The 20,679-nt window shown below is 57.8% G+C and carries 18 protein-coding genes, 2 tRNA genes and 1 rRNA gene; 13 read left to right on the top strand and 8 right to left on the bottom strand.

Going from position 1 to position 20,679, the window contains the following annotated elements; genetic code table 11:
• From rrf to ACR6AS_RS18965, 3 genes are all read left to right on the top strand, one after another.
• A 5S ribosomal RNA gene (gene rrf, locus ACR6AS_RS18975) occupies nucleotides 1-75 on the top strand; the annotation flags it as partial.
• An 88-nt stretch (nucleotides 76-163) separates the two neighbouring features.
• Nucleotides 164-240, top strand: a tRNA-Asp gene (locus tag ACR6AS_RS18970).
• Between the two features lie 7 nt (nucleotides 241-247).
• Nucleotides 248-323 (top strand) — tRNA-Trp (locus ACR6AS_RS18965).
• A 110-nt stretch (nucleotides 324-433) separates the two neighbouring features.
• Here ACR6AS_RS18965 and hdfR read toward each other — a convergent pair.
• The gene (hdfR, locus tag ACR6AS_RS18960; RefSeq protein WP_111141092.1) at nucleotides 434-1,267 is read right to left on the bottom strand and encodes an HTH-type transcriptional regulator HdfR; all 834 of its coding nucleotides are present in this window, start codon (nucleotides 1,265-1,267) and stop codon (nucleotides 434-436) included.
• A gap of 120 nt (nucleotides 1,268-1,387) precedes the next feature.
• Between hdfR and ACR6AS_RS18955 the strand changes: the two genes are divergently transcribed.
• Entirely contained in the window at nucleotides 1,388-1,726 is a 339-nt protein-coding gene (locus ACR6AS_RS18955) for a MaoP family protein (RefSeq protein WP_111141094.1), read from the top strand.
• Between the two features lie 25 nt (nucleotides 1,727-1,751).
• On the opposite strand, the gene ACR6AS_RS18950 is transcribed toward ACR6AS_RS18955, so the two are convergent.
• A complete protein-coding gene (locus ACR6AS_RS18950) occupies nucleotides 1,752-3,272 on the bottom strand; it encodes a YifB family Mg chelatase-like AAA ATPase (RefSeq protein WP_418799584.1) in 1,521 nt (506 codons plus the stop codon).
• A 330-nt stretch (nucleotides 3,273-3,602) separates the two neighbouring features.
• Here ACR6AS_RS18950 and ilvL point away from each other — a divergent pair, with 330 nt between their 5' ends.
• From ilvL to ilvA, 6 genes are all read left to right on the top strand, one after another.
• Nucleotides 3,603-3,701: an ilv operon leader peptide gene (gene ilvL / locus ACR6AS_RS18945; protein WP_072101316.1), complete on the top strand. Its 99-nt coding sequence runs from the start codon at nucleotides 3,603-3,605 to the stop codon at nucleotides 3,699-3,701.
• Between the two features lie 149 nt (nucleotides 3,702-3,850).
• Nucleotides 3,851-5,497 carry an acetolactate synthase 2 catalytic subunit gene (ilvG, locus tag ACR6AS_RS18940; RefSeq protein WP_434163503.1) on the top strand — a complete coding sequence of 549 codons (1,647 nt, stop codon included), beginning with the start codon at nucleotides 3,851-3,853 and terminating at the stop codon, nucleotides 5,495-5,497.
• Nucleotides 5,494-5,751, top strand: coding sequence for an acetolactate synthase 2 small subunit (gene ilvM / locus ACR6AS_RS18935; RefSeq protein WP_008926359.1), 258 nt, complete (start codon nucleotides 5,494-5,496; stop codon nucleotides 5,749-5,751). Before ilvG ends, ilvM begins: the two co-directional genes overlap by 4 nt.
• An 18-nt stretch (nucleotides 5,752-5,769) precedes the next feature.
• Nucleotides 5,770-6,699, top strand: a complete 930-nt coding sequence (locus ACR6AS_RS18930; protein WP_111141100.1) for a branched-chain amino acid transaminase — start codon at nucleotides 5,770-5,772, stop codon at nucleotides 6,697-6,699.
• Between the two features lie 60 nt (nucleotides 6,700-6,759).
• Nucleotides 6,760-8,610, top strand: coding sequence for a dihydroxy-acid dehydratase (ilvD, locus tag ACR6AS_RS18925; RefSeq protein WP_111141101.1), 1,851 nt, complete (start codon nucleotides 6,760-6,762; stop codon nucleotides 8,608-8,610).
• Between the two features lie 2 nt (nucleotides 8,611-8,612).
• Nucleotides 8,613-10,160 (top strand): threonine ammonia-lyase, biosynthetic, encoded by a 1,548-nt coding sequence (gene ilvA / locus ACR6AS_RS18920; protein WP_418804037.1) that lies wholly within the window; start codon nucleotides 8,613-8,615, stop codon nucleotides 10,158-10,160.
• Here the strand turns inward: ilvA and ilvY are convergent, their stop codons facing one another.
• The gene (gene ilvY / locus ACR6AS_RS18915; protein ID WP_111141105.1) at nucleotides 10,161-11,042 is read right to left on the bottom strand and encodes an HTH-type transcriptional activator IlvY; all 882 of its coding nucleotides are present in this window, start codon (nucleotides 11,040-11,042) and stop codon (nucleotides 10,161-10,163) included.
• A gap of 162 nt (nucleotides 11,043-11,204) precedes the next feature.
• Between ilvY and ilvC the strand changes: the two genes are divergently transcribed.
• Nucleotides 11,205-12,680, top strand: a complete 1,476-nt coding sequence (gene ilvC / locus ACR6AS_RS18910; RefSeq protein WP_111141107.1) for a ketol-acid reductoisomerase — start codon at nucleotides 11,205-11,207, stop codon at nucleotides 12,678-12,680.
• A 357-nt stretch (nucleotides 12,681-13,037) separates the two neighbouring features.
• On the opposite strand, the gene ACR6AS_RS18905 is transcribed toward ilvC, so the two are convergent.
• The 3 genes from ACR6AS_RS18905 to ACR6AS_RS18895 all read right to left on the bottom strand — a co-directional run bounded on the left by ACR6AS_RS18905 (nucleotide 13,038) and on the right by ACR6AS_RS18895 (nucleotide 16,603).
• Complete coding sequence (locus ACR6AS_RS18905; protein ID WP_111141109.1) at nucleotides 13,038-14,369, bottom strand: MFS transporter; 1,332 nt, start codon at nucleotides 14,367-14,369, stop codon at nucleotides 13,038-13,040.
• Nucleotides 14,370-14,641: 272 nt separating this feature from the next.
• The gene (yhjD, locus tag ACR6AS_RS18900; RefSeq protein WP_111141111.1) at nucleotides 14,642-15,658 is read right to left on the bottom strand and encodes an inner membrane protein YhjD; all 1,017 of its coding nucleotides are present in this window, start codon (nucleotides 15,656-15,658) and stop codon (nucleotides 14,642-14,644) included.
• Nucleotides 15,659-15,703: 45 nt separating this feature from the next.
• The gene (locus tag ACR6AS_RS18895) at nucleotides 15,704-16,603 is read right to left on the bottom strand and encodes a LysR family transcriptional regulator (protein ID WP_111141113.1); all 900 of its coding nucleotides are present in this window, start codon (nucleotides 16,601-16,603) and stop codon (nucleotides 15,704-15,706) included.
• 115 nt (nucleotides 16,604-16,718) lie between these two features.
• Here ACR6AS_RS18895 and ACR6AS_RS18890 point away from each other — a divergent pair, with 115 nt between their 5' ends.
• Nucleotides 16,719-17,477 carry an SDR family NAD(P)-dependent oxidoreductase gene (locus tag ACR6AS_RS18890; protein ID WP_434163502.1) on the top strand — a complete coding sequence of 253 codons (759 nt, stop codon included), beginning with the start codon at nucleotides 16,719-16,721 and terminating at the stop codon, nucleotides 17,475-17,477.
• A 45-nt stretch (nucleotides 17,478-17,522) separates the two neighbouring features.
• Here the strand turns inward: ACR6AS_RS18890 and ACR6AS_RS18885 are convergent, their stop codons facing one another.
• The gene (locus ACR6AS_RS18885; RefSeq protein ID WP_111141117.1) at nucleotides 17,523-18,371 is read right to left on the bottom strand and encodes a PhzF family phenazine biosynthesis protein; all 849 of its coding nucleotides are present in this window, start codon (nucleotides 18,369-18,371) and stop codon (nucleotides 17,523-17,525) included.
• Between the two features lie 106 nt (nucleotides 18,372-18,477).
• Between ACR6AS_RS18885 and ACR6AS_RS18880 the strand changes: the two genes are divergently transcribed.
• Entirely contained in the window at nucleotides 18,478-19,101 is a 624-nt protein-coding gene (locus ACR6AS_RS18880) for a glutathione S-transferase family protein (protein ID WP_111141119.1), read from the top strand.
• On the opposite strand, the gene ACR6AS_RS18875 is transcribed toward ACR6AS_RS18880, so the two are convergent.
• Nucleotides 19,068-20,555 carry an aminotransferase-like domain-containing protein gene (locus tag ACR6AS_RS18875; RefSeq protein ID WP_434163500.1) on the bottom strand — a complete coding sequence of 496 codons (1,488 nt, stop codon included), beginning with the start codon at nucleotides 20,553-20,555 and terminating at the stop codon, nucleotides 19,068-19,070. The two genes, ACR6AS_RS18880 and ACR6AS_RS18875, sit on opposite strands and share 34 nt — an antisense overlap.
• Nucleotides 20,556-20,679: the final 124 nt, after the last annotated feature.

Raw genomic sequence — 20,679 nt, 5'->3', positions numbered from 1 at the left:
GAACTCAGAAGTGAAACGCCGTAGCGCCGATGGTAGTGTGGGGCCTCCCCATGCGAGAGTAGGGAACTGCCAGGCATCAAACACGTTCCTTTTCCTCTGACAGGGAAAACAAGAAGGAACAGACAGGTATCAGCGAGGCGCTGATGGCTGTGAAAGAACCGGTGGAGCGGTAGTTCAGTTGGTTAGAATACCTGCCTGTCACGCAGGGGGTCGCGGGTTCGAGCCCCGTCCGTTCCGCCACCCTTTTAGGGGCGTAGTTCAATTGGTAGAGCACCGGTCTCCAAAACCGGGTGTTGGGGGTTCGAGTCCCTCCGCCCCTGCCAGAAAACGATCCTTTGCTTCGGCAAAGGATTTTTTTTTGCCTTTAAAAAAGCAAAAAACCAGTTAACACTAACTGGTCTCTTATTTCTCCCGCCTGTTTTTTCCCCTGATTTCAGCTATTTTGCCTTACCAGAATCGGGAATTTCAGCAGCTGACGGATATGTGCCTGTTGATCGCTGTTCTGCAACCAGACCGCATAGAGGGGACGAACGGCCACCGGAGTATCCGGAATGACCATTAATTCGCTGTAGAGACTCTGCCAGAAGTCGGGCAGAAACGCGCACGCTCCGGTGGTATGCAGCAGTTCGCGGGTGACATGCGCAGAGGTTGTTGTCAGGACCGGCACATCGTCAGCGCCGGAAAGATAACTCTGATGCTGATGAAAGTCTGCTCCCCACTCCAGCTTGATATAGTCGTAATGTTCGCGCTTCTCACTCTGGCGGGCGCAGAACAGCGCCAGCGAGATATGCCCAATCTGCTGACTGGTTAACTCATCCATCTTAGGCGCTTCGGTTGTGATCAACAGATCCAGCTGGCGCTCATGAAGCTGCTTAACCAGCAGATGCCGCTGCGCTACGCGTGCTTCCAGATGCAGGCTCTCGCGGTTCTCATACAACGTCTGTAGCCATGGCGTCAGATAAGCCTCCCATAGCGAAGCGCTGGCCCCTATGGAGAGCTCATGGTGCTGCTGTGTGTGAGAGACCTCTTTCTTCGCCATCATCCAGGTGCTCATCAGACTCTCAGCGTAAGGGAGTAACCGCTCTCCGGCCGCCGTCAGACGGATGTTGTTGCGATGGCGTGTAAAAAGATTCACACCAAGCTGATTTTCTAACTGACGGATGCGAAAACTGACGGCAGATTGCGTGAGATAAAGGGCTTCTGCAGCACGCCCGAAATGGCGTGTTCTGCTCACTTCCAGGAAAGTTTTCAGTAATTCCGTATCCACAGCCTTCTCCCAAAAAATGTTTGTCGTATAGATTTAAATGTTTTGTTTTACACTCTGTCAAGCCTATCTAATACTCCGCGCCATTAACAGCACGGCATTAGAAAATCAGGAGCGTGTAACATGGCGGAAAGCTTCTCAACAGAGAATCGTTTCTTTGATAACAAACATTACCCGCGTGGTTTCTCACGTCACGGTGACTTTACTATTAAAGAAGCTCAGCTTCTTGAACGCCACGGTTTTGCCTTTAATGAGCTGGATTTATCAAAGCGTGAGCCTGTAACCGAAGAAGAGCGTTTGTTTATTGAAGTATGTCGTGGTGTGCGTGAACCGCAGACGGAAGCAGAACGCGTCTGGTCCAAATACATGACCCGCATTAAGCGTCCCAAGCGTTTCCATACGCTGTCTGGCGGTAAACCGCAGATGGATACCGTTGAAGACTTTAGCGACAGCGACGATTAACAGAAAAGGGGCGAAAGCCCCTTTTTTATTGCAGGCTGTTGTGCAGATGAATCATTAACCGGTCAATCGTCCGGTAACTGACGGCCTCCTGCAGATGAAGTCGGGTAATCTCCCGCTCGCCGGCCAGATCGGCCACCGTGCGCGCCACTTTCAGGATCCGCTGCCAGGCCCGTACAGATAAACCCAGCTTCTCCAGCACAGATTCCAGCCACGCCGCATCCTCTTTAACGGGCTGGCACCAGCGTACGATCTCGGCGTTATTCAGATGGGCATTAATCTTTCCGGCGCGGACAAGTTGCACGTCGCGCGCGGCGATAACCCGTTGACGAACCCGCTCAGAGGCTTCCGCAGCAGGGCGCTGCCCACTGAGCATGCCGCCGGGCAGCAGCGGTATCTCCAGCGAAAGATCAAAGCGATCCAGAAAAGGGCCCGATAGCTTGCTGAGATAACGCAGCACCTGTTGAGGAGAGCAGCGGTTATGCTGTCCCTGATAATGTCCTGTTGGGCTTGGGTTCATCGCCGCAACCAGCTGAAAGCGTGCCGGATAGGTGACTTTAGCGCGGGCGCGTGAAATGGCGATGCAGCCAGACTCCAGCGGCTCGCGCAGAGAATCAAGCACCCTGCGGTCAAATTCCGGCAGTTCATCCAGGAAGAGCACACCATTATGAGCCAGCGAGATCTCGCCGGGACGCGGCAGGGATCCGCCGCCAATCAGGGCATAAAGCGAGGCGCTGTGATGAGGTGACCTGAATGGCCGGGTACGCCACTGGCGGTGCAGGGCGCTGCTGTTGACCAGGCTGGCAATCGCCGCACACTCCAGCGCTTCCCGATCGCTCAGTGCAGGCATGATACCGGGAAGCCGGGTGGCCAGCATGGTCTTACCGGTGCCGGGAGGCCCAATCAGCAACAGGTTGTGTCCGCCTGCGGCCGTGATCTCCAAAGCTCTGCGCCCCTGTTCCTGACCAATCATATCCGCGAGATCTTCAGACGGCGTGTATTCCTGATGTTCAGGGGCGCGGGCCACGGGCAAAGTGATCGCATCGCGCAAAAAAGCGCATACCTCGCTGAGGTGTGAGGCGACGAGGGATGCGCCCTGACGGATTAACCCGGCATCGTCCTGATTTTCCGCCGAGAGAACCAGTTGTCGTCCTGCCTGAATCGCTACCATTGCTGCCGGAATCGCGCCCTGTACCCCGCACAGCGCACCGTCAAGCGCCAGTTCACCAAGAAACTCATAGTGCGCCAGTTTATCGGCCGGAAGCTGTTCAGAGGCGACCAGAATAGCGATGGCCATCGGCAGGTCATACCGCCCGCCCTCTTTGGGCAGATCTGCCGGGGCAAGATTGATGGTGAGACGCTTTGCCGGGAAGGTGAATCCGCTGTTGATAATGGCGCTACGCACCCGCTCGCGCGCTTCTTTCACAGTGGTTTCAGGCAGCCCTACCAGCGTTAAGGCGGGCAGGCCATTACTGATATGGGCTTCAATGGTCACCAGCGGGGCTTCCACTCCCAACGCTGCCCGGGTCAGAACTTTTGATAATGACATAGTCGCTCCTTATGGCCGTCATTCTGAGCACGACATAACAGGAAAGCGAGGGCAGCATTTTCATGCTTCGGAGCAATGCACAACCTGTCAGCCCTGTTTCAATGCTGTATCAGAACGCTGCGAAGCTGTACGCAAATTCACCAGAATATCATTACGTCACTAAAGTGATGAATAATTATCATCACGTAATTATTTCTTTTATTACAGATTGATAGGTGCGACTCCGCCCGCAGGCACGAAAAAAAAGCTGCAAAAAAAGTTGTATCATTACCCCTGACTATGATAACTCTGTAGGCATTACTTCGAACACGTAAAAGAATTGAACAATACATGAAAGCCCTTCTACAAGTGATTAGCCTGGTCGTGATTAGCGTGGTGGTGGTTATTAACCTACCGTGCGGGGCAACGCTTGGAGAAAGAAAGGCTTAAAAATCAAGCCTCGAATCCGAAAAACCCCCGCACCGAAAGGTCCGGGGGTTTTTTTTCGAGCCGAGGAAATATCAGCAAATCCACAAGGAACAAACAATGAACAGTAGCATAAAATTCTGTTGTTCCGGTCAGGACACAGGAGAATAGCGATGACAGGTGCACAGTGGGTAGTTCAGGCTTTACGCGCGCAGGGTGTGAATACCGTATTTGGTTACCCGGGCGGCGCAATCATGCCGGTATACGACGCGCTCTATGATGGCGGCGTGGAACACCTTCTGTGTCGTCATGAGCAGGGCGCGGTGATGGCGGCGATTGGTTATGCGCGCTCTACCGGCAAAACCGGCGTCTGCATCGCGACATCGGGTCCTGGCGCGACCAACCTGATCACGGGTCTGGCGGATGCGATGATGGATTCCGTCCCGGTTGTGGCGATAACGGGGCAGGTCAACTCTGCCTTCATCGGCACTGATGCATTTCAGGAGATCGATGTGCTCGGCCTTTCGCTGGCCTGCACTAAACATAGCTTCCTGGTAGAGTCGCTGGATGAGCTGCCCGCCATCATGGCCGAGGCGTTTGCGCTGGCACAGTCGGGTCGCCCGGGTCCGGTACTGGTTGATATCCCAAAAGATATTCAGGTTGCACAGGGTGAACCTGCTCCGCATCTAATGTCGGTCGAAGAGGACAACACTCTGCCACATCAGGCGATCCACGAGGCACGAGCCCTGATGGCGCAGGCTAAAAAACCGATGCTGTATATCGGCGGCGGCGTGGGTCTGGCGCAGGCTGTCCCGGCACTGCGTGCGCTGGCAGAAGAGACCGGTATTCCGGCCGTCGCAACCTTAAAGGGGCTGGGCAGCGTGGATCCTCACAGCGAGGTTTATCTCGGTATGCTGGGGATGCACGGTACCAAAGCCGCCAACTTCGCCGTACAGGCGTGTGACCTGCTGATTGCAGTCGGTGCCCGTTTCGATGACCGTGTGACCGGCAAGCTGGATACCTTTGCCCCGCACGCCAGCGTCATTCATCTCGACATCGATCCGGCAGAATTAAACAAACTGCGTCGCGCGCATGTCTCACTGCAGGGCGATCTTAACGATCTGCTGCCCGCGCTGAGTCAGCCGCTGCAAATCGACGCCTGGCGTGACGAAGTGAAGGCGATGAAAGCCAGCCACGCCTGGCGCTATGACCATCCAGGCGAGGCGATCTATGCCCCGCTGCTGCTGAAGCAGCTCTCGGATCGCAAATCCGCCGATGCCGTAGTGACCACCGATGTTGGACAGCACCAGATGTGGACCGCGCAGCACATGGCTTTCAGCGCACCTGAGAACTTCATCACCTCCAGCGGTTTAGGCACCATGGGCTTTGGCTTACCCGCCGCCATCGGCGCTCAGGTGGCCCGCCCGGAAGACACCGTCATCTGCGTTTCAGGTGACGGCTCCATTATGATGAATATTCAGGAGCTGGGCACCATCAAGCGTGGCAGGCTGCCTGTGAAGATCCTGCTGCTGGATAACCAGCGTCTGGGCATGGTGCGCCAGTGGCAGCAGCTCTTTTTCGACGGTCGCTATAGCGAAACCAATCTCTCTGACAACCCCGACTTCCTCACGCTGGCAAGTGCGTTTGATATTCCCGGCCAGCGTATTACCCGTAAAGATCAGGTCGACGCCGCCCTTGATGCTCTGCTGAACAGCGAAGGTCCTTACTTCCTGCATGTTGCAATTGATGAGCATGAAAACGTCTGGCCACTGGTACCGCCGGGTGCCAGCAATGCAAACATGATGGAGAAAACCGTATGAACCAGCATCAATTGTCTATCGAAGCCCGATTCCGTCCTGAAATATTGGAGCGCATTCTGCGTGTCGTGCGTCATCGCGGTTTTCAGGTCTGTTCCATGAACATGGCCTCCGTCGCCAATGCAGAAAATATTAATATTGAAATGACCGTTGCCAGCCAGCGTTCCGTCGATTTACTGTCTTCGCAGTTAAGCAAATTGATCGACGTCGCATGCGTTCAGATTCAACAACAGACAACACAACAAATTCGCGCGTAGCCGCGAGAGGGAATAACAATGAGCACGAAGAAAGCAGACTTTATTTGGTTCAATGGCGAGATGGTTAAGTGGGAAGAGGCGAAGGTCAGCGTTATGTCCCACGCGTTGCACTACGGTACGTCGGTATTTGAAGGCGTGCGCTGCTACGACTCTCACAAAGGACCGGTTGTGTTCCGTCATCGTGAACACATGCAACGTCTGCACGACTCCGCCAAAATCTACCGTTTCCCGATTAAAAGCAGCGTTGATGAGCTGATGGAAGCGTGCCGCGAAGTCATCCGCGTAAACAAACTGAAAAGTGCTTATATCCGTCCGCTGGCCTTTGTCGGCGATGTAGGCCTGGGCGTAAACCCGCCAGACGGTTTCACCACCGATGTGATTATCGCCGCATTCCCGTGGGGCGCATACCTGGGCGCTGAAGCCCTGGAGAACGGAATTGATGCGATGGTCTCCTCATGGAACCGCGTTGCGCCAAATACTCTGCCGACCGCCGCGAAAGCGGGCGGAAACTATCTCTCCTCACTGCTGGTGGGCAGCGAAGCCCGTCGTCACGGCTATCAGGAAGGGATCGCGCTGGATACCAATGGTCTGATTTCAGAAGGCGCAGGCGAAAACCTGTTTGAAGTCAAAGATGGCGTGCTCTTTACCCCGCCATTTACCTCTTCGGCACTGCCGGGCATCACCCGCGATGCGATCATCACGCTGGCGCGTGATATGGGTATCGAAGTGCGCGAACAGACGCTGTCGCGTGAATCTCTCTACCTGGCCGACGAAGTCTTCATGTCCGGTACTGCAGCAGAAATCACCCCTGTGCGCAGCGTGGACCGTATTCAGGTCGGCGAAGGCAAATGCGGCCCGGTCACCAAACGCATTCAGCAGGCATTCTTTGGCCTGTTCACCGGCGAGACCGAAGACAAATGGGGCTGGCTGGACCCGGTTAACGCGTAACCAGACCTTGCGCGGATATCGCTGGATGTCCGCGAACTTATTTTCACTGGAGTAAAGAGCATGCCTAAGTACCGTTCCGCTACCACCACCCACGGCCGCAACATGGCGGGTGCCCGTGCCCTCTGGCGCGCAACAGGAATGACCGACGACGATTTCGGCAAACCGATTATCGCCGTCGTCAACTCCTTCACCCAGTTTGTGCCGGGCCACGTCCATCTGCGCGATCTGGGTAAGCTGGTTGCTGAGCAGATTGAAGCGGCAGGTGGCGTAGCCAAAGAGTTCAACACGATCGCGGTGGATGACGGTATTGCCATGGGCCATGGCGGCATGCTCTATTCCCTGCCTTCGCGTGAGCTGATCGCTGACTCTGTCGAGTACATGGTCAACGCACACTGTGCCGATGCCATGGTCTGCATCTCGAACTGCGACAAGATCACGCCGGGAATGCTGATGGCGTCACTGCGCCTGAACATCCCGGTGATCTTCGTCTCCGGCGGCCCGATGGAGGCCGGTAAAACCAAACTGTCCGACCAGATCATCAAACTGGATCTGGTGGATGCGATGATTCAGGGGGCGAACCCCAACGTCAGCGATGCCGACAGCGAGCAGATCGAACGCTCTGCCTGTCCGACCTGCGGCTCCTGCTCTGGTATGTTCACCGCTAACTCCATGAACTGCCTGACCGAAGCTCTCGGCCTGTCGCAGCCGGGCAACGGCTCGCTGCTGGCCACCCACGCCGACCGTAAAGAGCTGTTCATCAATGCCGGTAAGCGTATCGTCAGCCTGACCAAACGTTACTACGAGCAGGATGACGAAAACGTCCTGCCGCGAAATATCGCCAGTAAGGCGGCGTTTGAAAATGCGATGACGCTGGATATCGCGATGGGCGGCTCCACCAATACCGTCCTGCACCTGCTGGCGGCGGCGCAGGAGGGCGATATCGACTTCAACATCTCTGACATCGACCGCCTGTCACGCAAAGTGCCTCAGCTCTGTAAAGTGGCACCCAGCACCCCGAAATACCACATGGAAGATGTGCACCGTGCGGGTGGCGTCTATGCGATTCTCGGCGAGCTGGATCGCGCTGGCCTGTTTGACAGCAGCGCCCGCAACATCCTGCAGCAGACCATGCGTGAAACGCTGGATCAGTACGACATCATGCTGACTCAGGATCAGGCGGTAAAAGATATGTTCCGCGCGGGCCCTGCCGGTATCCGTACCACCCAGGCGTTCTCGCAGAGCTGCCGCTGGGATACGCTTGATGACGATCGTGCTGAAGGCTGCATCCGCACCCGCGAAAACGCTTATTCGCAGGATGGCGGTCTGGCCGTGCTCTACGGCAACATTGCGGAAGATGGCTGCATCGTGAAAACCGCAGGCGTAGATAAAGAGATCCTCACCTTTACCGGCCCGGCCAAAGTCTATGAAAGCCAGGATGACGCGGTAGAAGCGATTCTGGGCGGCAAAGTGGTGGCGGGCGACGTGGTCGTTATCCGCTACGAAGGGCCAAAAGGGGGGCCGGGTATGCAGGAGATGCTCTATCCGACCACCTACCTGAAATCGATGGGCCTGGGCAAAAGCTGTGCCCTGATCACCGACGGTCGCTTCTCGGGTGGCACGTCCGGCCTCTCAATCGGTCACGCCTCGCCGGAAGCGGCCAACGGCGGCACCATTGCGCTGGTCAAGGATGGTGACACCATCGAGATCGATATCCCTAATCGCGGCATTAAACTCGCCGTGCCGGACAACGAACTGCACGCCCGTCGTGAAGAGCAGCAGGCGCGTGGCGATGCGGCCTATACGCCGGTCAATCGTCAGCGTGAAGTCTCCTTTGCGCTGCGTGCTTACGCATCACTCGCGACCAGCGCCGACAAAGGTGCGGTCCGCGATAAGAGCAAGCTGGGAGGCTAACCGTGGCCGAGTCTCAACCGCTACCCGACGCGCCAGGCGGCGCGGAGTATTTGCGCGCAGTACTGCGTTCACCGGTGTATGAAGTGGCACAGGTGACGCCGCTGCAGGTTATGGAAAAAATCTCATCGCGTCTCGGCAACACCATTCTGGTGAAGCGGGAAGATCGTCAGCCGGTGCACAGCTTCAAGCTGCGCGGGGCTTACGCGATGATTGCCGGCCTCAATGAAGAGCAGAAAGCGCGCGGCGTGGTAACGGCGTCAGCCGGAAATCACGCGCAGGGCGTGGCGCTCTCAGCCACGAAACTGGGCATCAAATCACTGATTGTGATGCCGCTGGCAACCGCAGACATCAAGGTTGATGCGGTACGCGCATTTGGCGGTGAGGCTTTCCTGTTCGGGGCCAACTTTGACGAGGCGAAAGCCAAAGCGATTGAACTCTCTGAACAGCGCGGCTATACCTTCGTTCCGCCGTTTGACCATCCGGCCGTCATTGCCGGGCAGGGCACGCTGGGCATGGAGCTGCTGCAGCAGGATGCGCACCTTGACCGGGTCTTTGTCCCGGTGGGCGGCGGTGGCCTGGCGGCCGGCGTTGCGGTGCTGATCAAGCAGCTGATGCCGCAGATCAAAGTGATCGCGGTGGAGTCAGAGGACTCCGCCTGTCTGAAAGCGGCGCTGGAGGCGGGTCATCCGGTCGACCTGCCGCGCGTCGGGCTGTTTGCTGAGGGCGTTGCGGTTAAACGGATTGGCAGCGAAACCTTCCGGCTCTGTCAGTCCTACATCGACGAAGTCATCACGGTCGACAGCGATGCGATCTGTGCGGCCATGAAAGATCTGTTTGAAGATGTTCGTGCTGTGGCGGAGCCGTCGGGTGCGCTGGCGCTGGCGGGCATGAAAAAGTATATCCAGCAGCATGAGATCAAAGGCGAGCGGCTGGCGCATGTGTTATCCGGTGCCAACGTCAATTTCCACGGCCTGCGTTACGTCTCTGAGCGCTGCGAGCTGGGCGAACAGCGTGAAGCACTGCTGGCCGTCACCATCCCGGAACAGCAGGGCAGTTTCCTGCGTTTCTGCCAGACGCTGGGCGGACGGTCTATCACTGAGTTCAACTATCGCTACGCCGATGCGGACAAAGCCTGCATCTTTGTGGGTGTGCGACTGACCCGGGGTATGGAAGAGCGCAGCGAAATCATCGGCGAGCTGACCTGTGGCGGTTATCAGGTGGTCGATCTCTCCGATGATGAGATGGCGAAACTGCATGTGCGCTACATGGTCGGCGGCCGTCCGACCAAACCGCTGCGTGAACGGCTTTTCAGTTTTGAATTCCCGGAAGCGCCGGGCGCGTTGCTGAAGTTCCTGCAGACGCTCGGCACCCACTGGAATATCTCGCTGTTCCACTACCGCAGCCACGGCACCGATTATGGCCGGGTGCTGGCCGCGTTTGAACTTGGCAGCGATGAGCCACGGTTTGAAGAGCACCTCACCGATCTGGGTTACGACTTTCACGACGAAAGCCAGAACCCGGCATTCCGCTTCTTCCTGTCAGGCAGCTGATTACAGCTGGCTCCAGAACGCACTGATAAGCGGCTCACCGAGCCGCTTTTTTTGTACGCAGATGCCCAGCTCAAACGGCGCGACAGACTCCACATTCTCCAGCATCAGCACGCGGTTACGCACCGGTTCCGGGCTGTTTTCCAGCACCACATCTGGCAGTAGCGCAATGCCGCAGCCCAGCGCTACCATCGAGACAATCGCTTCATGCCCCGACACCGTGGCGTAAATTAACGGATTCGGGATGCGATGACGGCGGAACCAGAGGTCGATACGCCGCCGCGCCGGGCCCTGCACGGGCAGGATAAAGGGAATTTTTGACCAGTCGGGCTGTGGCTGCGTGGCCTGGGTGCGCACGGCGCAGGGCAGAGCGGGCGCGATCAGCACCAGCGGAATCAGCCCCAGGGGCATAAAATCGATGCTGGCGGGCAGGGTTTCAGGGCGACCCGCTATCGCTAAATCGGCATCGCCGGAGTGCACTTTTTCCACCGCATCTGCGGCATCGCCGGTATCCAGTTTGATCTCGACCTGCGGATGTTCCGCACGAAAGCGGTCGAGGATAGGCGGCAGATGGCTGTAGGCCGCCGTCACCGAGCAGAACAGGCGCAGCTCGCCGCTCAGCGACGGGCCATTCAGATCCATCACATGGCGCAGTTGCTGATACTGCAACAGCGTCTGCTGGGCAAACTGGCGCAGGCGTTCACCCGCCTCCGTCAGCGTCACGGTGCGGTTATCGCGCAGGAACAGCGCATGACCGACATCCTCCTCCAGCCGCTGAATCTGGCGCGACAACGTGGAGGGGCTGACATGCATCGCCCGCGCGCTGCGCCCGAAGTGGCAGCTTTCTGCCAGATGAAGAAACAGTTTCAGATCCCGTAAATCCATGCGCGCGTCGCCTCTGAGTGGTGTTGCATTTATTGCAATGTGACGTTGTTAATATATCAATTTAAGCAACAGAATTCCTGTCATATGATGGGGTCATTCGCGGCGTTGCATGACACGCCGTTCCTGAACAAAAAAAGCAAACACAACCTTACCGGAGTTCCCATGGCTAACTATTTCAACACATTGAATCTGCGCAACCAGTTAGCGCAATTAGGTAAATGCCGCTTCATGGCTCGCGACGAATTTGCAGACGGTGCCAGTTTCCTGAAAGGCAAAAAAGTCGTTATCGTTGGCTGTGGCGCACAGGGCCTGAACCAGGGTCTGAACATGCGCGATTCCGGTCTGGATGTTGCCTATGCACTGCGTGCTGAAGCGATTGCGGAAAAACGTCCTTCCTGGCGTAAAGCGACCGATAACGGTTTCAAAGTGGGCACCTACGAAGATCTGATCCCGCAGGCGGACCTGGTGGTCAACCTGACGCCGGACAAGCAGCACTCTGCTGTGGTTCAGGCTGTTCAGCCGCTGATGAAAGATGGTGCTGCACTGGGCTACTCTCACGGCTTCAACATCGTCGAAGTGGGCGAAAGCATCCGTAAAGATATCACCGTCGTCATGGTGGCACCGAAGTGCCCGGGTACGGAAGTCCGTGAAGAGTATAAGCGTGGCTTCGGCGTGCCGACCCTGATCGCGGTTCACCCGGAAAACGATCCAAAAGGCGAAGGCATGGCGATTGCCAAAGCCTGGGCTGCTGCGACCGGTGGCGACCGCGCTGGCGTACTGGAATCTTCGTTTGTTGCCGAAGTGAAATCTGACCTGATGGGCGAGCAGACCATCCTGTGCGGCATGTTGCAGGCCGGTTCACTGCTCTGCTTCGACAAGCTGGTGGCGGAAGGCACCGACCCGGCTTACGCAGAGAAACTGATCCAGTTCGGCTGGGAAACCATCACCGAGTCGCTGAAGTTTGGTGGCATCACCCTGATGATGGATCGCCTCTCTAACCCGGCGAAACTGCGCGCCTATGCGCTGTCAGAGCAGCTGAAAACCATCATGGCGCCGCTGTTCCAGAAGCACATGGATGACATCATCTCCGGCGAATTCTCCTCCGGCATGATGGCAGACTGGGCCAACGATGATAAAAAACTGCTGACCTGGCGTGAAGAGACCGGCCAGACCGCGTTCGAAACGGCCTCTCAGTACGAAGGCAAAATCGAAGAGCAGGAGTACTACGACAAAGGCGTGGTGATGGTGGCGATGGTTAAAGCGGGCGTTGAGCTGGCGTTTGAAACCATGGTTGACGCAGGCATCATCGAAGAGTCAGCTTACTATGAGTCGCTGCATGAGCTGCCGCTGATCGCAAACACCATTGCCCGTAAACGCCTGTATGAGATGAACGTGGTGATCTCCGACACCGCTGAATATGGTAACTACCTGTTCTCCTTCGCGGCGGTGCCGCTGCTGAAAGAGTTCATGACCACGCTGCAGCCTGGCGATCTGGGTAAAGCGATTGAAGGCACACAGGTCGACAACGCGCAGCTGCGTGACGTCAACGAAGCCGTTCGTCAGCATCCGATTGAAACCGTGGGCCGCAAGCTGCGTGGCTACATGACCGATATGAAGCGTATCGCTGTCGCGGGCTAATCACCGGCAACACCCTTTTCAGCAAAACAGACCCCGGCTTGCCGGGGTTTTTTTATTTGTAAACGGTGCCTGACCGTGCCTGCCAGGGGAGTACGGTCAGTCCGGAAAGGCGCTTAAGCCACTCCCTGTCCACCCGGCCCGCGCGATTACGCCCCTCATCCCTGAGCGGCGGGCCAACGCGTTGCGTTGTTCAGCAACGCTCCCTGCGCCTCTCGCCCGATCGCCGGGCGATGTTCAGAGCGGATGCCGTTCCCGTACTCCCCGCTCCGCCGTGTTCATCTGATCACCCGGGCGCTGCGCGAAACCCATAAAAAAACCCGGCGGCTGCCGGGTTTCGCTGACCTTCATCCCGCGGGATTACACGTCATACAGCGTCTGATGACGCGTCTCTTTACAGGCGAGCAGTGCAATCAGCGTCAGCACCGCCATCGACGCCAGATAGAATCCCACTGCCTGCAGGCCATAGTGCGCATTCAGCCAGGTCGCGATATAAGGCGCTACCGAGGCACCCAGAATGGAGGAGAGGTTATAGGAGAACGAAGCACCGGTGTAACGCACTTCCGTCGGGAACAGCTCCGGCAGCAGCGCGCCCATCGGGCCAAACGTCAGGCCCATAATACTCAGCCCCAGCAGCAGGAACACCATTACCAGCGCCTGTGAACCGGAACCGAGCATCGCCGGGAACAGGAACGAAAACGCGATAATCATCAGCGTAATGGTGATCATGGTCTTGCGACGACCAAAGCGATCCGCCAGCAGCCCGGCAATCGGCACCATCACCCCAAAGCCAATCACCGCCAGCATCAGCATCCACAGCATACTGTTACGCGGTATACCCAGACCGGCAGGTGCGGGTGTGGTCCCGTAGCTCATTGAGTAGACAGTCATGATGTAGAACAGCGTATAGGTCGCCAGCATAATAAAGGTGCCGAGAATAGTAGCGGTCAGATGCTGACGCAGCAGCGCGGCAATCGGCACCCGGACCTGCTTCTTCTCTTTCTGCACTTTGGCGAACACCGGACTCTCATGCAGCGACACGCGCACATAGAGGCCAATCAGCACCAGCACGGCGGAGAGGATAAAGGGCACGCGCCAGCCCCACTGCATAAACTGCTCGTCGGTCAGCAGCCAGGAGAGCAGCAGAAAGGTCCCGTTTGCGAAGAAAAAGCCAATCGGCGCACCCAGCTGAGGGAAGGAGCCATAAAGCGCACGCTTCTTCGCGGGCGCATTCTCGGTAGCCAGCAGCGCCGCACCGCCCCATTCACCGCCCAGCCCCAGCCCCTGACCGAAACGCGCCAGCGCCAGCAGCAGTGGCGCCATCACGCCGATGGTTTCATAGCCCGGCAGCAGGCCAATCACCACGGTAGAGATCCCCATGGTCAGCAGCGATGCCACCAGCGTGGCCTTGCGCCCTACGCGATCACCGAAGTGGCCGAACACCGCCGAGCCAATCGGACGCGCCACAAAGGCGATAGCGAACGTAGCCAGCGACTGGAGCGTAGCGACCGTGGCATCCCCTTGCGGGAAGAAAATGTGCGGGAAAACAATGACCGCAGCCGTGGCGTAAATGTAAAAGTCGAAGAATTCGATGGCCGTTCCGACCAGCGACGCAATCACCACTTTACTGCGTGAGTTAACGGGTGTGGGGTCCTGCTGTTTGTCGAGTGTGTCTGTGAGGGAGGCTTGCATAACTGTTTCTTATTTGTAAATACAGACAAAGAATCTTACGCATCTGCCAGGGTGCATTCAATGATGAAAACCCGCGCCACGTCTGGCTTCAGCGGGCAAAAAGAGGATAATTTCTGTGGTGCGACGAATGCCGGGCGATACCGGGGAAAACCGGGTGATATCTGGCGGGATACTCTGAGAAAGGGCTAAATAAAAGTGACCCCTCAGCTATTCATCCTGTTATCTGATTAAAAAGTAGCTGAGGGGAGACATTTTCCGCTGTTGTTAACCGATTACGATGCTTTCTGTTTTGCGCTGCCCGCCTGAGGCATCTGCGGATCGTCTTTATATTTAGCCGTGGCGATCCAGGCGGCACAGAAGAGCGTCAGACGGGCGAAGAAGTAGAAAAACGCCATCAGGCCCAGCACTGAACCAAATGCCGCCCCTGAAGGCGAGGTCGCCAGCTTCGGCAGCGTCAGCGTCATCACAAACTTAATCACCTCAAAACCGATGGCTGCCAGCAGGGTGCCGCGAAACAGCGCCTTCCTGCGCGGCTTATGACGCGGCAGTATCCAGAAAATCCAGAGGAACAGAAGGTAGTTAGCCATGACGGAAATCGAGGTGGCGATAATGGTCAGGGCAGGCCGCAGCCAGTCGATGCCATCCAGCCCCAGTGCGCTCACGATGGTCGCCTGCGCAGAGCCAGCCACCGAGGTCAGCGACAGCGTAATCACCAGCGCCAGCATCAGGCCGGTCAGCGACAGAAAGTCGCGGATATAGCGTTTCCAGATCTTCTCTTTGTCATCCGGCTGCCGCTCCCAGACGTCGCGCGACTGCGCGCGAATCGCTTCACGCAGATTCCCCATCCAGTTCAGACCGGAGTAGAGCGCCAGCAGCAAACCGGTAATCCCCACCGTAGCGCGCTGCTGAATCGCAGTGTTCACCGTATTCTTCAGCGTGGTGGCCAGCGTCGGGTCGCTGATGCTGCTGACGATTTTGTTGATGATATCGGTCAGCAGATCCTGATTCGATGCCAGCACAAAACCTACGGCTGCGAACGACACCATCAGGATCGGGATCAGCGATAAAAAAGAGAAATAGGTAATGGCCGCGCCAAACTGGCTGCCGAGCCGGTCGTTGAAGCGATCGAGAGCACGGATAAAGTGCGCCACGGCCGGAATAGACTGAAACCAGCTGACGAAACGCGACACGCGAACGATCGATTTATCCACGGTGTGATTACCGGTTTTGAAGTCGATAAGCGGCTTTTCCGGCGACGTTTCCTGTGGGTTTTCCTGCTTGTCTGTCATAGACCTTCACTGTCCTGTTTATCATTAAAATCAAAGTATAGCCGCTCAGGTGACGTACTCCTGTAACACCTGACTCAGCCACTCCATAAAAACCCGTACGCGACGCGCCACATTGCGCCGGTGCGGATAGAGCAGATGAATCGGCATGGGCCGGGCGGGGAAGCGATGCAGCACCTCCACCAGCTCACCGCTCTCCAGTAATGGCTGAATCCCGGCGGCGGGCACCTGAATAATCCCCAGACCGGCCAGGCAGGCGGCGCGATAGGTCTCCGTACTGTTCACGGTCACTACGCCACCGGTGTGAACATAGTGGCACTGGCGGCCATCATAATATTCAAAACCGGGCGAGGCCTGGCCGAGCTGCTGACTGTAGTGCACCATCGCATGCTGCGACAGCTCTTCCAGCCGGGTCGGCATGCCGAAACGCGAAAGGTAGCCAGGGCTGGCGCAGTTGATCAAGGTATGGGTACCAATTTTTCGCGCAATCAGCCCGGAGTCTTTGAGTTCGCCGACCCGAATCACGCAGTCAAAACCTTCCCGGATCACATCCACCTGGCGGTCGCTGCTGCTCAGCTCAATCTCAATGCCGGGGTAGTGCTGCAAAAACTCAGGCAGCCGCGGCAGGATAAAACCGGTCGCCATCGCCACCGACATATCCACCCGAAGCTTGCCGCTGAGCGAGGCGGGCTCATGCTGGAACAGGCTGTCCATATCATCAATCATCGACAGCAGGTCGAGGCAGCGATCGTAATAGACCAGCCCATCCTGCGTGAGTTGCACCCGGCGTGTAGTGCGATGCAGCAAACGTGTTGCCATTTGGTTCTCCAGCGCCTGGATCTGGCGTGACACGCTGCCTTTGGGGATGCCCAGACTTTCCGCTGCACGGGTAAAACTGCCCATTTCGGCCACCCGCACAAACACCTGCATTGCGTGAATTTTGTCCATGTTGTTCACCGATTGTTGTTTTTATTGAAACAGTGATGCGCGCTTAACCCTGTTTATAGATCAGCGACGGATGAATATCCTTAAATCGTGTTCAATTTTTCAACAGGTATGAGAGATGAATCAAAAAGTCGCATTAATTACCGGTGCAAACCGTGGCTTAGGCCGTAATGGCGCGTTAAAACTGGCCGCCAGAGGCACCGATATCATTCTGACCTACCGCAGCCACGCGGATGAAGCGCAGGCGGTGGTGAGAGATATTGAGGCGCTGGGCAGGCGTGCGGTCGCGCTGGCGCTGGATGTCGGCGAAATCGGGCAGTTCGATCGCTTTGCCGGCGAGGTGAAAACGGTGCTGCAACAGCAGTGGCAGCGTCACACCTTTGACTATTTAGTGAACAATGCCGGACATGGACACTATAAACCCTTTACCGACACCACCGAGGCTGAATTTGATGCGCTGATGAATGTCCATTTCAGGGGGCCTTACTTCCTGACGCAGAAACTCCTGCCGCTGATCGCTGACGGAGGACGCATCCTGAATATCTCCAGCGGGCTGACCCGGCTGGTCTATCCTGGCTCTGCCACCTATGCGTCGATGAAAGGGGCAATGGAGGTGCTGACGCGCTATCAGGCCAAAGAGCTGGGCGAACGGCGCATCCGGGTCAATATCCTGGCACCGGGGGCGATAGAGACCGATTTCGGCGGTGGCCGGGTTCGTGACACCCGCGAGATCAACGAGCAGATCGCCGGGCTGACGGCGCTGGGCCGCGTTGGCCTGCCGGATGATATCGGCGACGCCATCAGTGCGATCCTCAGTGACGAAACCGGCTGGATCAACGCGCAGCGTATCGAAGCGTCAGGCGGGCAGGGAATTTAACGGCGGGCGGCGTCACGCAGACCCCTTTGCGGACGCCGCCATGTTTTACAGCGTGATCGTGCCGTCAATAACGGTCAGACTATGGCCGCCGATCCAGATCGTCTCCCCGGCAAAGGTCACGCTCACCCGGCCGGCACGCTGCAGCGCCGTGCCCTGACGAACGCGATACGGCGTCGTCTGCCCCGTCATCGCCAGGTAGCGTGCCAGACAGGCGTTGGCGCTGCCGGTCACCGGATCTTCGGTCAGGCTGCCATGCTCGACCAGCAGCCCCCGCACTTCATATTGCTCAGACTCGCCCGCGGGCAGACGTCCAAAGGGCATCACACCCGAAACGCCCGCCTGGTGAATCAGCTGCTGAAGATCGCTGACGCCGGGCTGCAGTGCCAGAACGGCTTCGGCGCTGACCATCGGTACCAGCAGCCAGCGAATGCCCATATCCACCACGGTCGGGCTTTGCGTCAGATCGAACGCATCACTGTTTAATGCCCTGCCCAGCAGCGCATCCTGCCAGGGCATCAGGGTCGCGGCCGGGGCCGCAAACGCCAGTTCGCCCGATTCGTTACTCTTTACCGTCACGTTACCGACACCGCACTCCTGCACGATGACCCCCGGCGTCCGGGTCGGCCAGCCCGCCTCCAGCAGGGCGTGCGCCGTGCCCAGCGTCGGATGTCCGGCAAAAGGCAGCTCACCTTCCACGGTAAAAATACGCACCCGGTAGTCCGCTTCTTCGTGCTGCGGCGGCAGGACAAAGGTGGTTTCCGACAGATTTGTCCAGCGGGCGATCGCTGCCAGCTGGCTGTCGCTTAGCCCCTGCGCATCCATAATCACCGCCAGCGGATTGCCGTTAAAGGCAGATGAGGTAAACACATCGACTTGCTTAAACGCGACCTGCATGGTGACTCCTTGCTCTGGGTTCAGTGTGGCCTTTTCTCTGCCGGAAGATTGCTTATCACCGCCAACAGCGTTATCAATAAGTTAAAGGTTTTGTCGGAGACTGTGAATGCTAACGATCCTGGGACGCGCCTCCTCAATCAACGTGCGCAAACTGTTATGGCTGTGTGACGAGCTGGATCTGGATTATGAGCGCGAAGAGTGGGGCGATGGTTTCCGCTCCACGCACCTGCCGGAATTCATGGCGCTGAATCCGAATGCGATGGTGCCGGTCCTGAAGGATGATGATTTCGTGATGTGGGAGTCCAATGCCATCCTGCGCTATCTGGCGAATGCCTATGGCGGTGAGTGGCTCTATTCTCTTCATCCGCAGACTCGCGCGCCTGTTGATCAGTGGATGGACTGGCAATCCACCGAACTCAACACCTCCTGGCGCTACGCCTTTATGTCGCTGGTGCGAAACTCTCCGGCTCATCAGGACCCGCGTCTGCTGGCCGCCGCCTGCAAAGGCTGGGCGCATACCATGAACATTCTCAACCAGCAGCTGGAAAAAACCGGGCGCTATGTGGCCGGACGAAATTTCACTCTGGCGGATATTCCCATCGGCCTGGCGGTCAACCGCTGGTTTGAGACCCCGCTCGACCACCCCGACTATCCGGCGGTGCGCACCTATTATGAACGCCTGACTGAACGCCGCGGCTATACCGTCTGGGGGCGCAACGGCACGCCCTGATCCCCGCCGGCTGGCAGTCCCGCCAGCTCACAGGCGATCTCGCCCGCGCGCTTAATCGCCTGGGTGTAACGTTCGTCGAACGGATAGCAGCAGGAGAGGCGCAGCGCATGGTTATAGCGCTCGCTCAGGGAGTAGAGCGCGCCGGGCGTGACGCAAATCTTCTCCTGCAGCAGCCGGTCAAACATCCCGGTGGTATTCACACTACCCGGCAGCTCAACCCAGAAAACGAAGCCGCCGCGCGGCAGCGTCGCGCGGGTGCCCGCCGGAAAATAGCGGGCGATCAATCCGCGTGCCTCATCCAGATTAGCCGCGTAGCGGCGACGCAGGGTGCGCAGATGGTGGTCGTAACCGCCGGAGGCCAGAAACTCTGCCAGGGTTTCCGAGAGCAGGGCGGATTCGGCCATCGACGACACCGCTTTCAGGCGGGCGATCGCATCATGAAAGCGGCCTGCGGCAGTCCAGCCAACGCGAAAATCGGGCGCGACGGTTTTGGTAAAGCTGGTGCAGTAAATGACCCAGCCATCGCGATCGAACGCTTTAACGGGCGGCGAGAGCGGCCAGTCGAACTGCAGTTCGTCATACAGCCCATCTTCAATCAGCGGGACGTTGTAAGTATTCACTAACTTCGCGAGTCGCTTCTTATTCTCCAGCGACAGGCCGCAGCCCAGCGGATTCTGCACGCCCGGCATGGCAATCAGCGCCTGGATGCGCTGCTCCTGAAGCAGCATCTCCAGCGCGTCCAGCGACAGCCCCTGCTGCGGGTCGGTGGGGATTTCCAGCGCCCGGAGGCCCAGCGAGGCCAGCAGGGGAAACAGGAAGAAGTAGGTGGGTGACTCCAGCCCGACGCAGTCACCCGGCTGTGTCACCGCCCGCAGGGCCAGCTGCAGCGCCTCCATACAGCCGTGGGTCAGGGTGATCTCATCGGCTGTCAGGGTCTGCCCGGCGTGCAGTGCCCGTCGGGCGATCTCCTCCCGTAAGCGCTCACTACCGGGCGGAAGCGCATAGCGTCCAATGATGCCGGGCTGGCGACGCAGCAATGAGGCGGTAATCCGGGCGAGGCGCGCAGCAGGAAAGAGTTCGCTGTCCTGCGGACAGGCCAGGGAGATGTTGATGTAGTCAGGATGATTCTGGGCCGCAAAGACCTTATCGATCAGTTCGAGCTTGCCGCTGCCGGGATCGCGCACCCGGGTTTTGTGTTCGCCATGCCGGATCACGGCGGGCAGGACCCCGCGCACGTAATAGCCCGACTGCGGCCGCGCCTCAATCAGCCCGCGATCTTCCAGCATCTGCCAGGCATTCAGCACCGTATTGACGCTCACCTGATGGGACTGGGCCACGCGCCGGATCGCGGGCAGGCGTCTGCCGGGTTTCAGCGTGCCCTGATGAATGGCCCCGGCGAAGCTCTCGGCAAGCTGCTGATAAAGGGGCCGATCGGATGGGGGAACAAGGGACACAGTCGCCTCCGGATGTGATGGGTACAATTGTGATTAACAGGAACTGTAACCATAACAATAGTGATTTTGTGTTACTGTTACCATCTCTTTTCCCGCCGTAGCATAAGGCTCTGTCTGTTTTTCA

Origin of the sequence: Pantoea phosphatilytica (assembly GCF_051025615.1) — a bacterium.
Lineage (GTDB): Bacteria > Pseudomonadota > Gammaproteobacteria > Enterobacterales > Enterobacteriaceae > Pantoea.
Note: the sequence above shows the minus strand (reverse complement) of the source record. Positions and strands in the feature narration are given on the sequence as shown.

Bases quoted from the DNA above. Each gene is read 5' to 3' on its own strand.
- ACR6AS_RS18895 (WP_111141113.1), bottom strand. From the start codon at position 16,603: ATGGACAAAATTCACGCAATGCAGGTGTTTGTGCGGGTGGCCGAAATG.
- ilvD (WP_111141101.1), top strand. From the start codon at position 6,760: ATGCCTAAGTACCGTTCCGCTACCACCACCCACGGCCGCAACATGGCG.
- ACR6AS_RS18880 (WP_111141119.1), top strand. From the start codon at position 18,478: ATGCTAACGATCCTGGGACGCGCCTCCTCAATCAACGTGCGCAAACTG.
- ilvL (WP_072101316.1), top strand. From the start codon at position 3,603: ATGAAAGCCCTTCTACAAGTGATTAGCCTGGTCGTGATTAGCGTGGTG.
- ilvM (WP_008926359.1), top strand. From the start codon at position 5,494: ATGAACCAGCATCAATTGTCTATCGAAGCCCGATTCCGTCCTGAAATA.
- yhjD (WP_111141111.1), bottom strand. From the start codon at position 15,658: ATGACAGACAAGCAGGAAAACCCACAGGAAACGTCGCCGGAAAAGCCG.
- ilvY (WP_111141105.1), bottom strand. From the start codon at position 11,042: ATGGATTTACGGGATCTGAAACTGTTTCTTCATCTGGCAGAAAGCTGC.
- ACR6AS_RS18930 (WP_111141100.1), top strand. From the start codon at position 5,770: ATGAGCACGAAGAAAGCAGACTTTATTTGGTTCAATGGCGAGATGGTT.
- ACR6AS_RS18950 (WP_418799584.1), bottom strand. From the start codon at position 3,272: ATGTCATTATCAAAAGTTCTGACCCGGGCAGCGTTGGGAGTGGAAGCC.
- ilvC (WP_111141107.1), top strand. From the start codon at position 11,205: ATGGCTAACTATTTCAACACATTGAATCTGCGCAACCAGTTAGCGCAA.
- ilvG (WP_434163503.1), top strand. From the start codon at position 3,851: ATGACAGGTGCACAGTGGGTAGTTCAGGCTTTACGCGCGCAGGGTGTG.
- ACR6AS_RS18905 (WP_111141109.1), bottom strand. From the start codon at position 14,369: ATGCAAGCCTCCCTCACAGACACACTCGACAAACAGCAGGACCCCACA.
- ACR6AS_RS18885 (WP_111141117.1), bottom strand. From the start codon at position 18,371: ATGCAGGTCGCGTTTAAGCAAGTCGATGTGTTTACCTCATCTGCCTTT.
- ACR6AS_RS18890 (WP_434163502.1), top strand. From the start codon at position 16,719: ATGAATCAAAAAGTCGCATTAATTACCGGTGCAAACCGTGGCTTAGGC.
- ACR6AS_RS18955 (WP_111141094.1), top strand. From the start codon at position 1,388: ATGGCGGAAAGCTTCTCAACAGAGAATCGTTTCTTTGATAACAAACAT.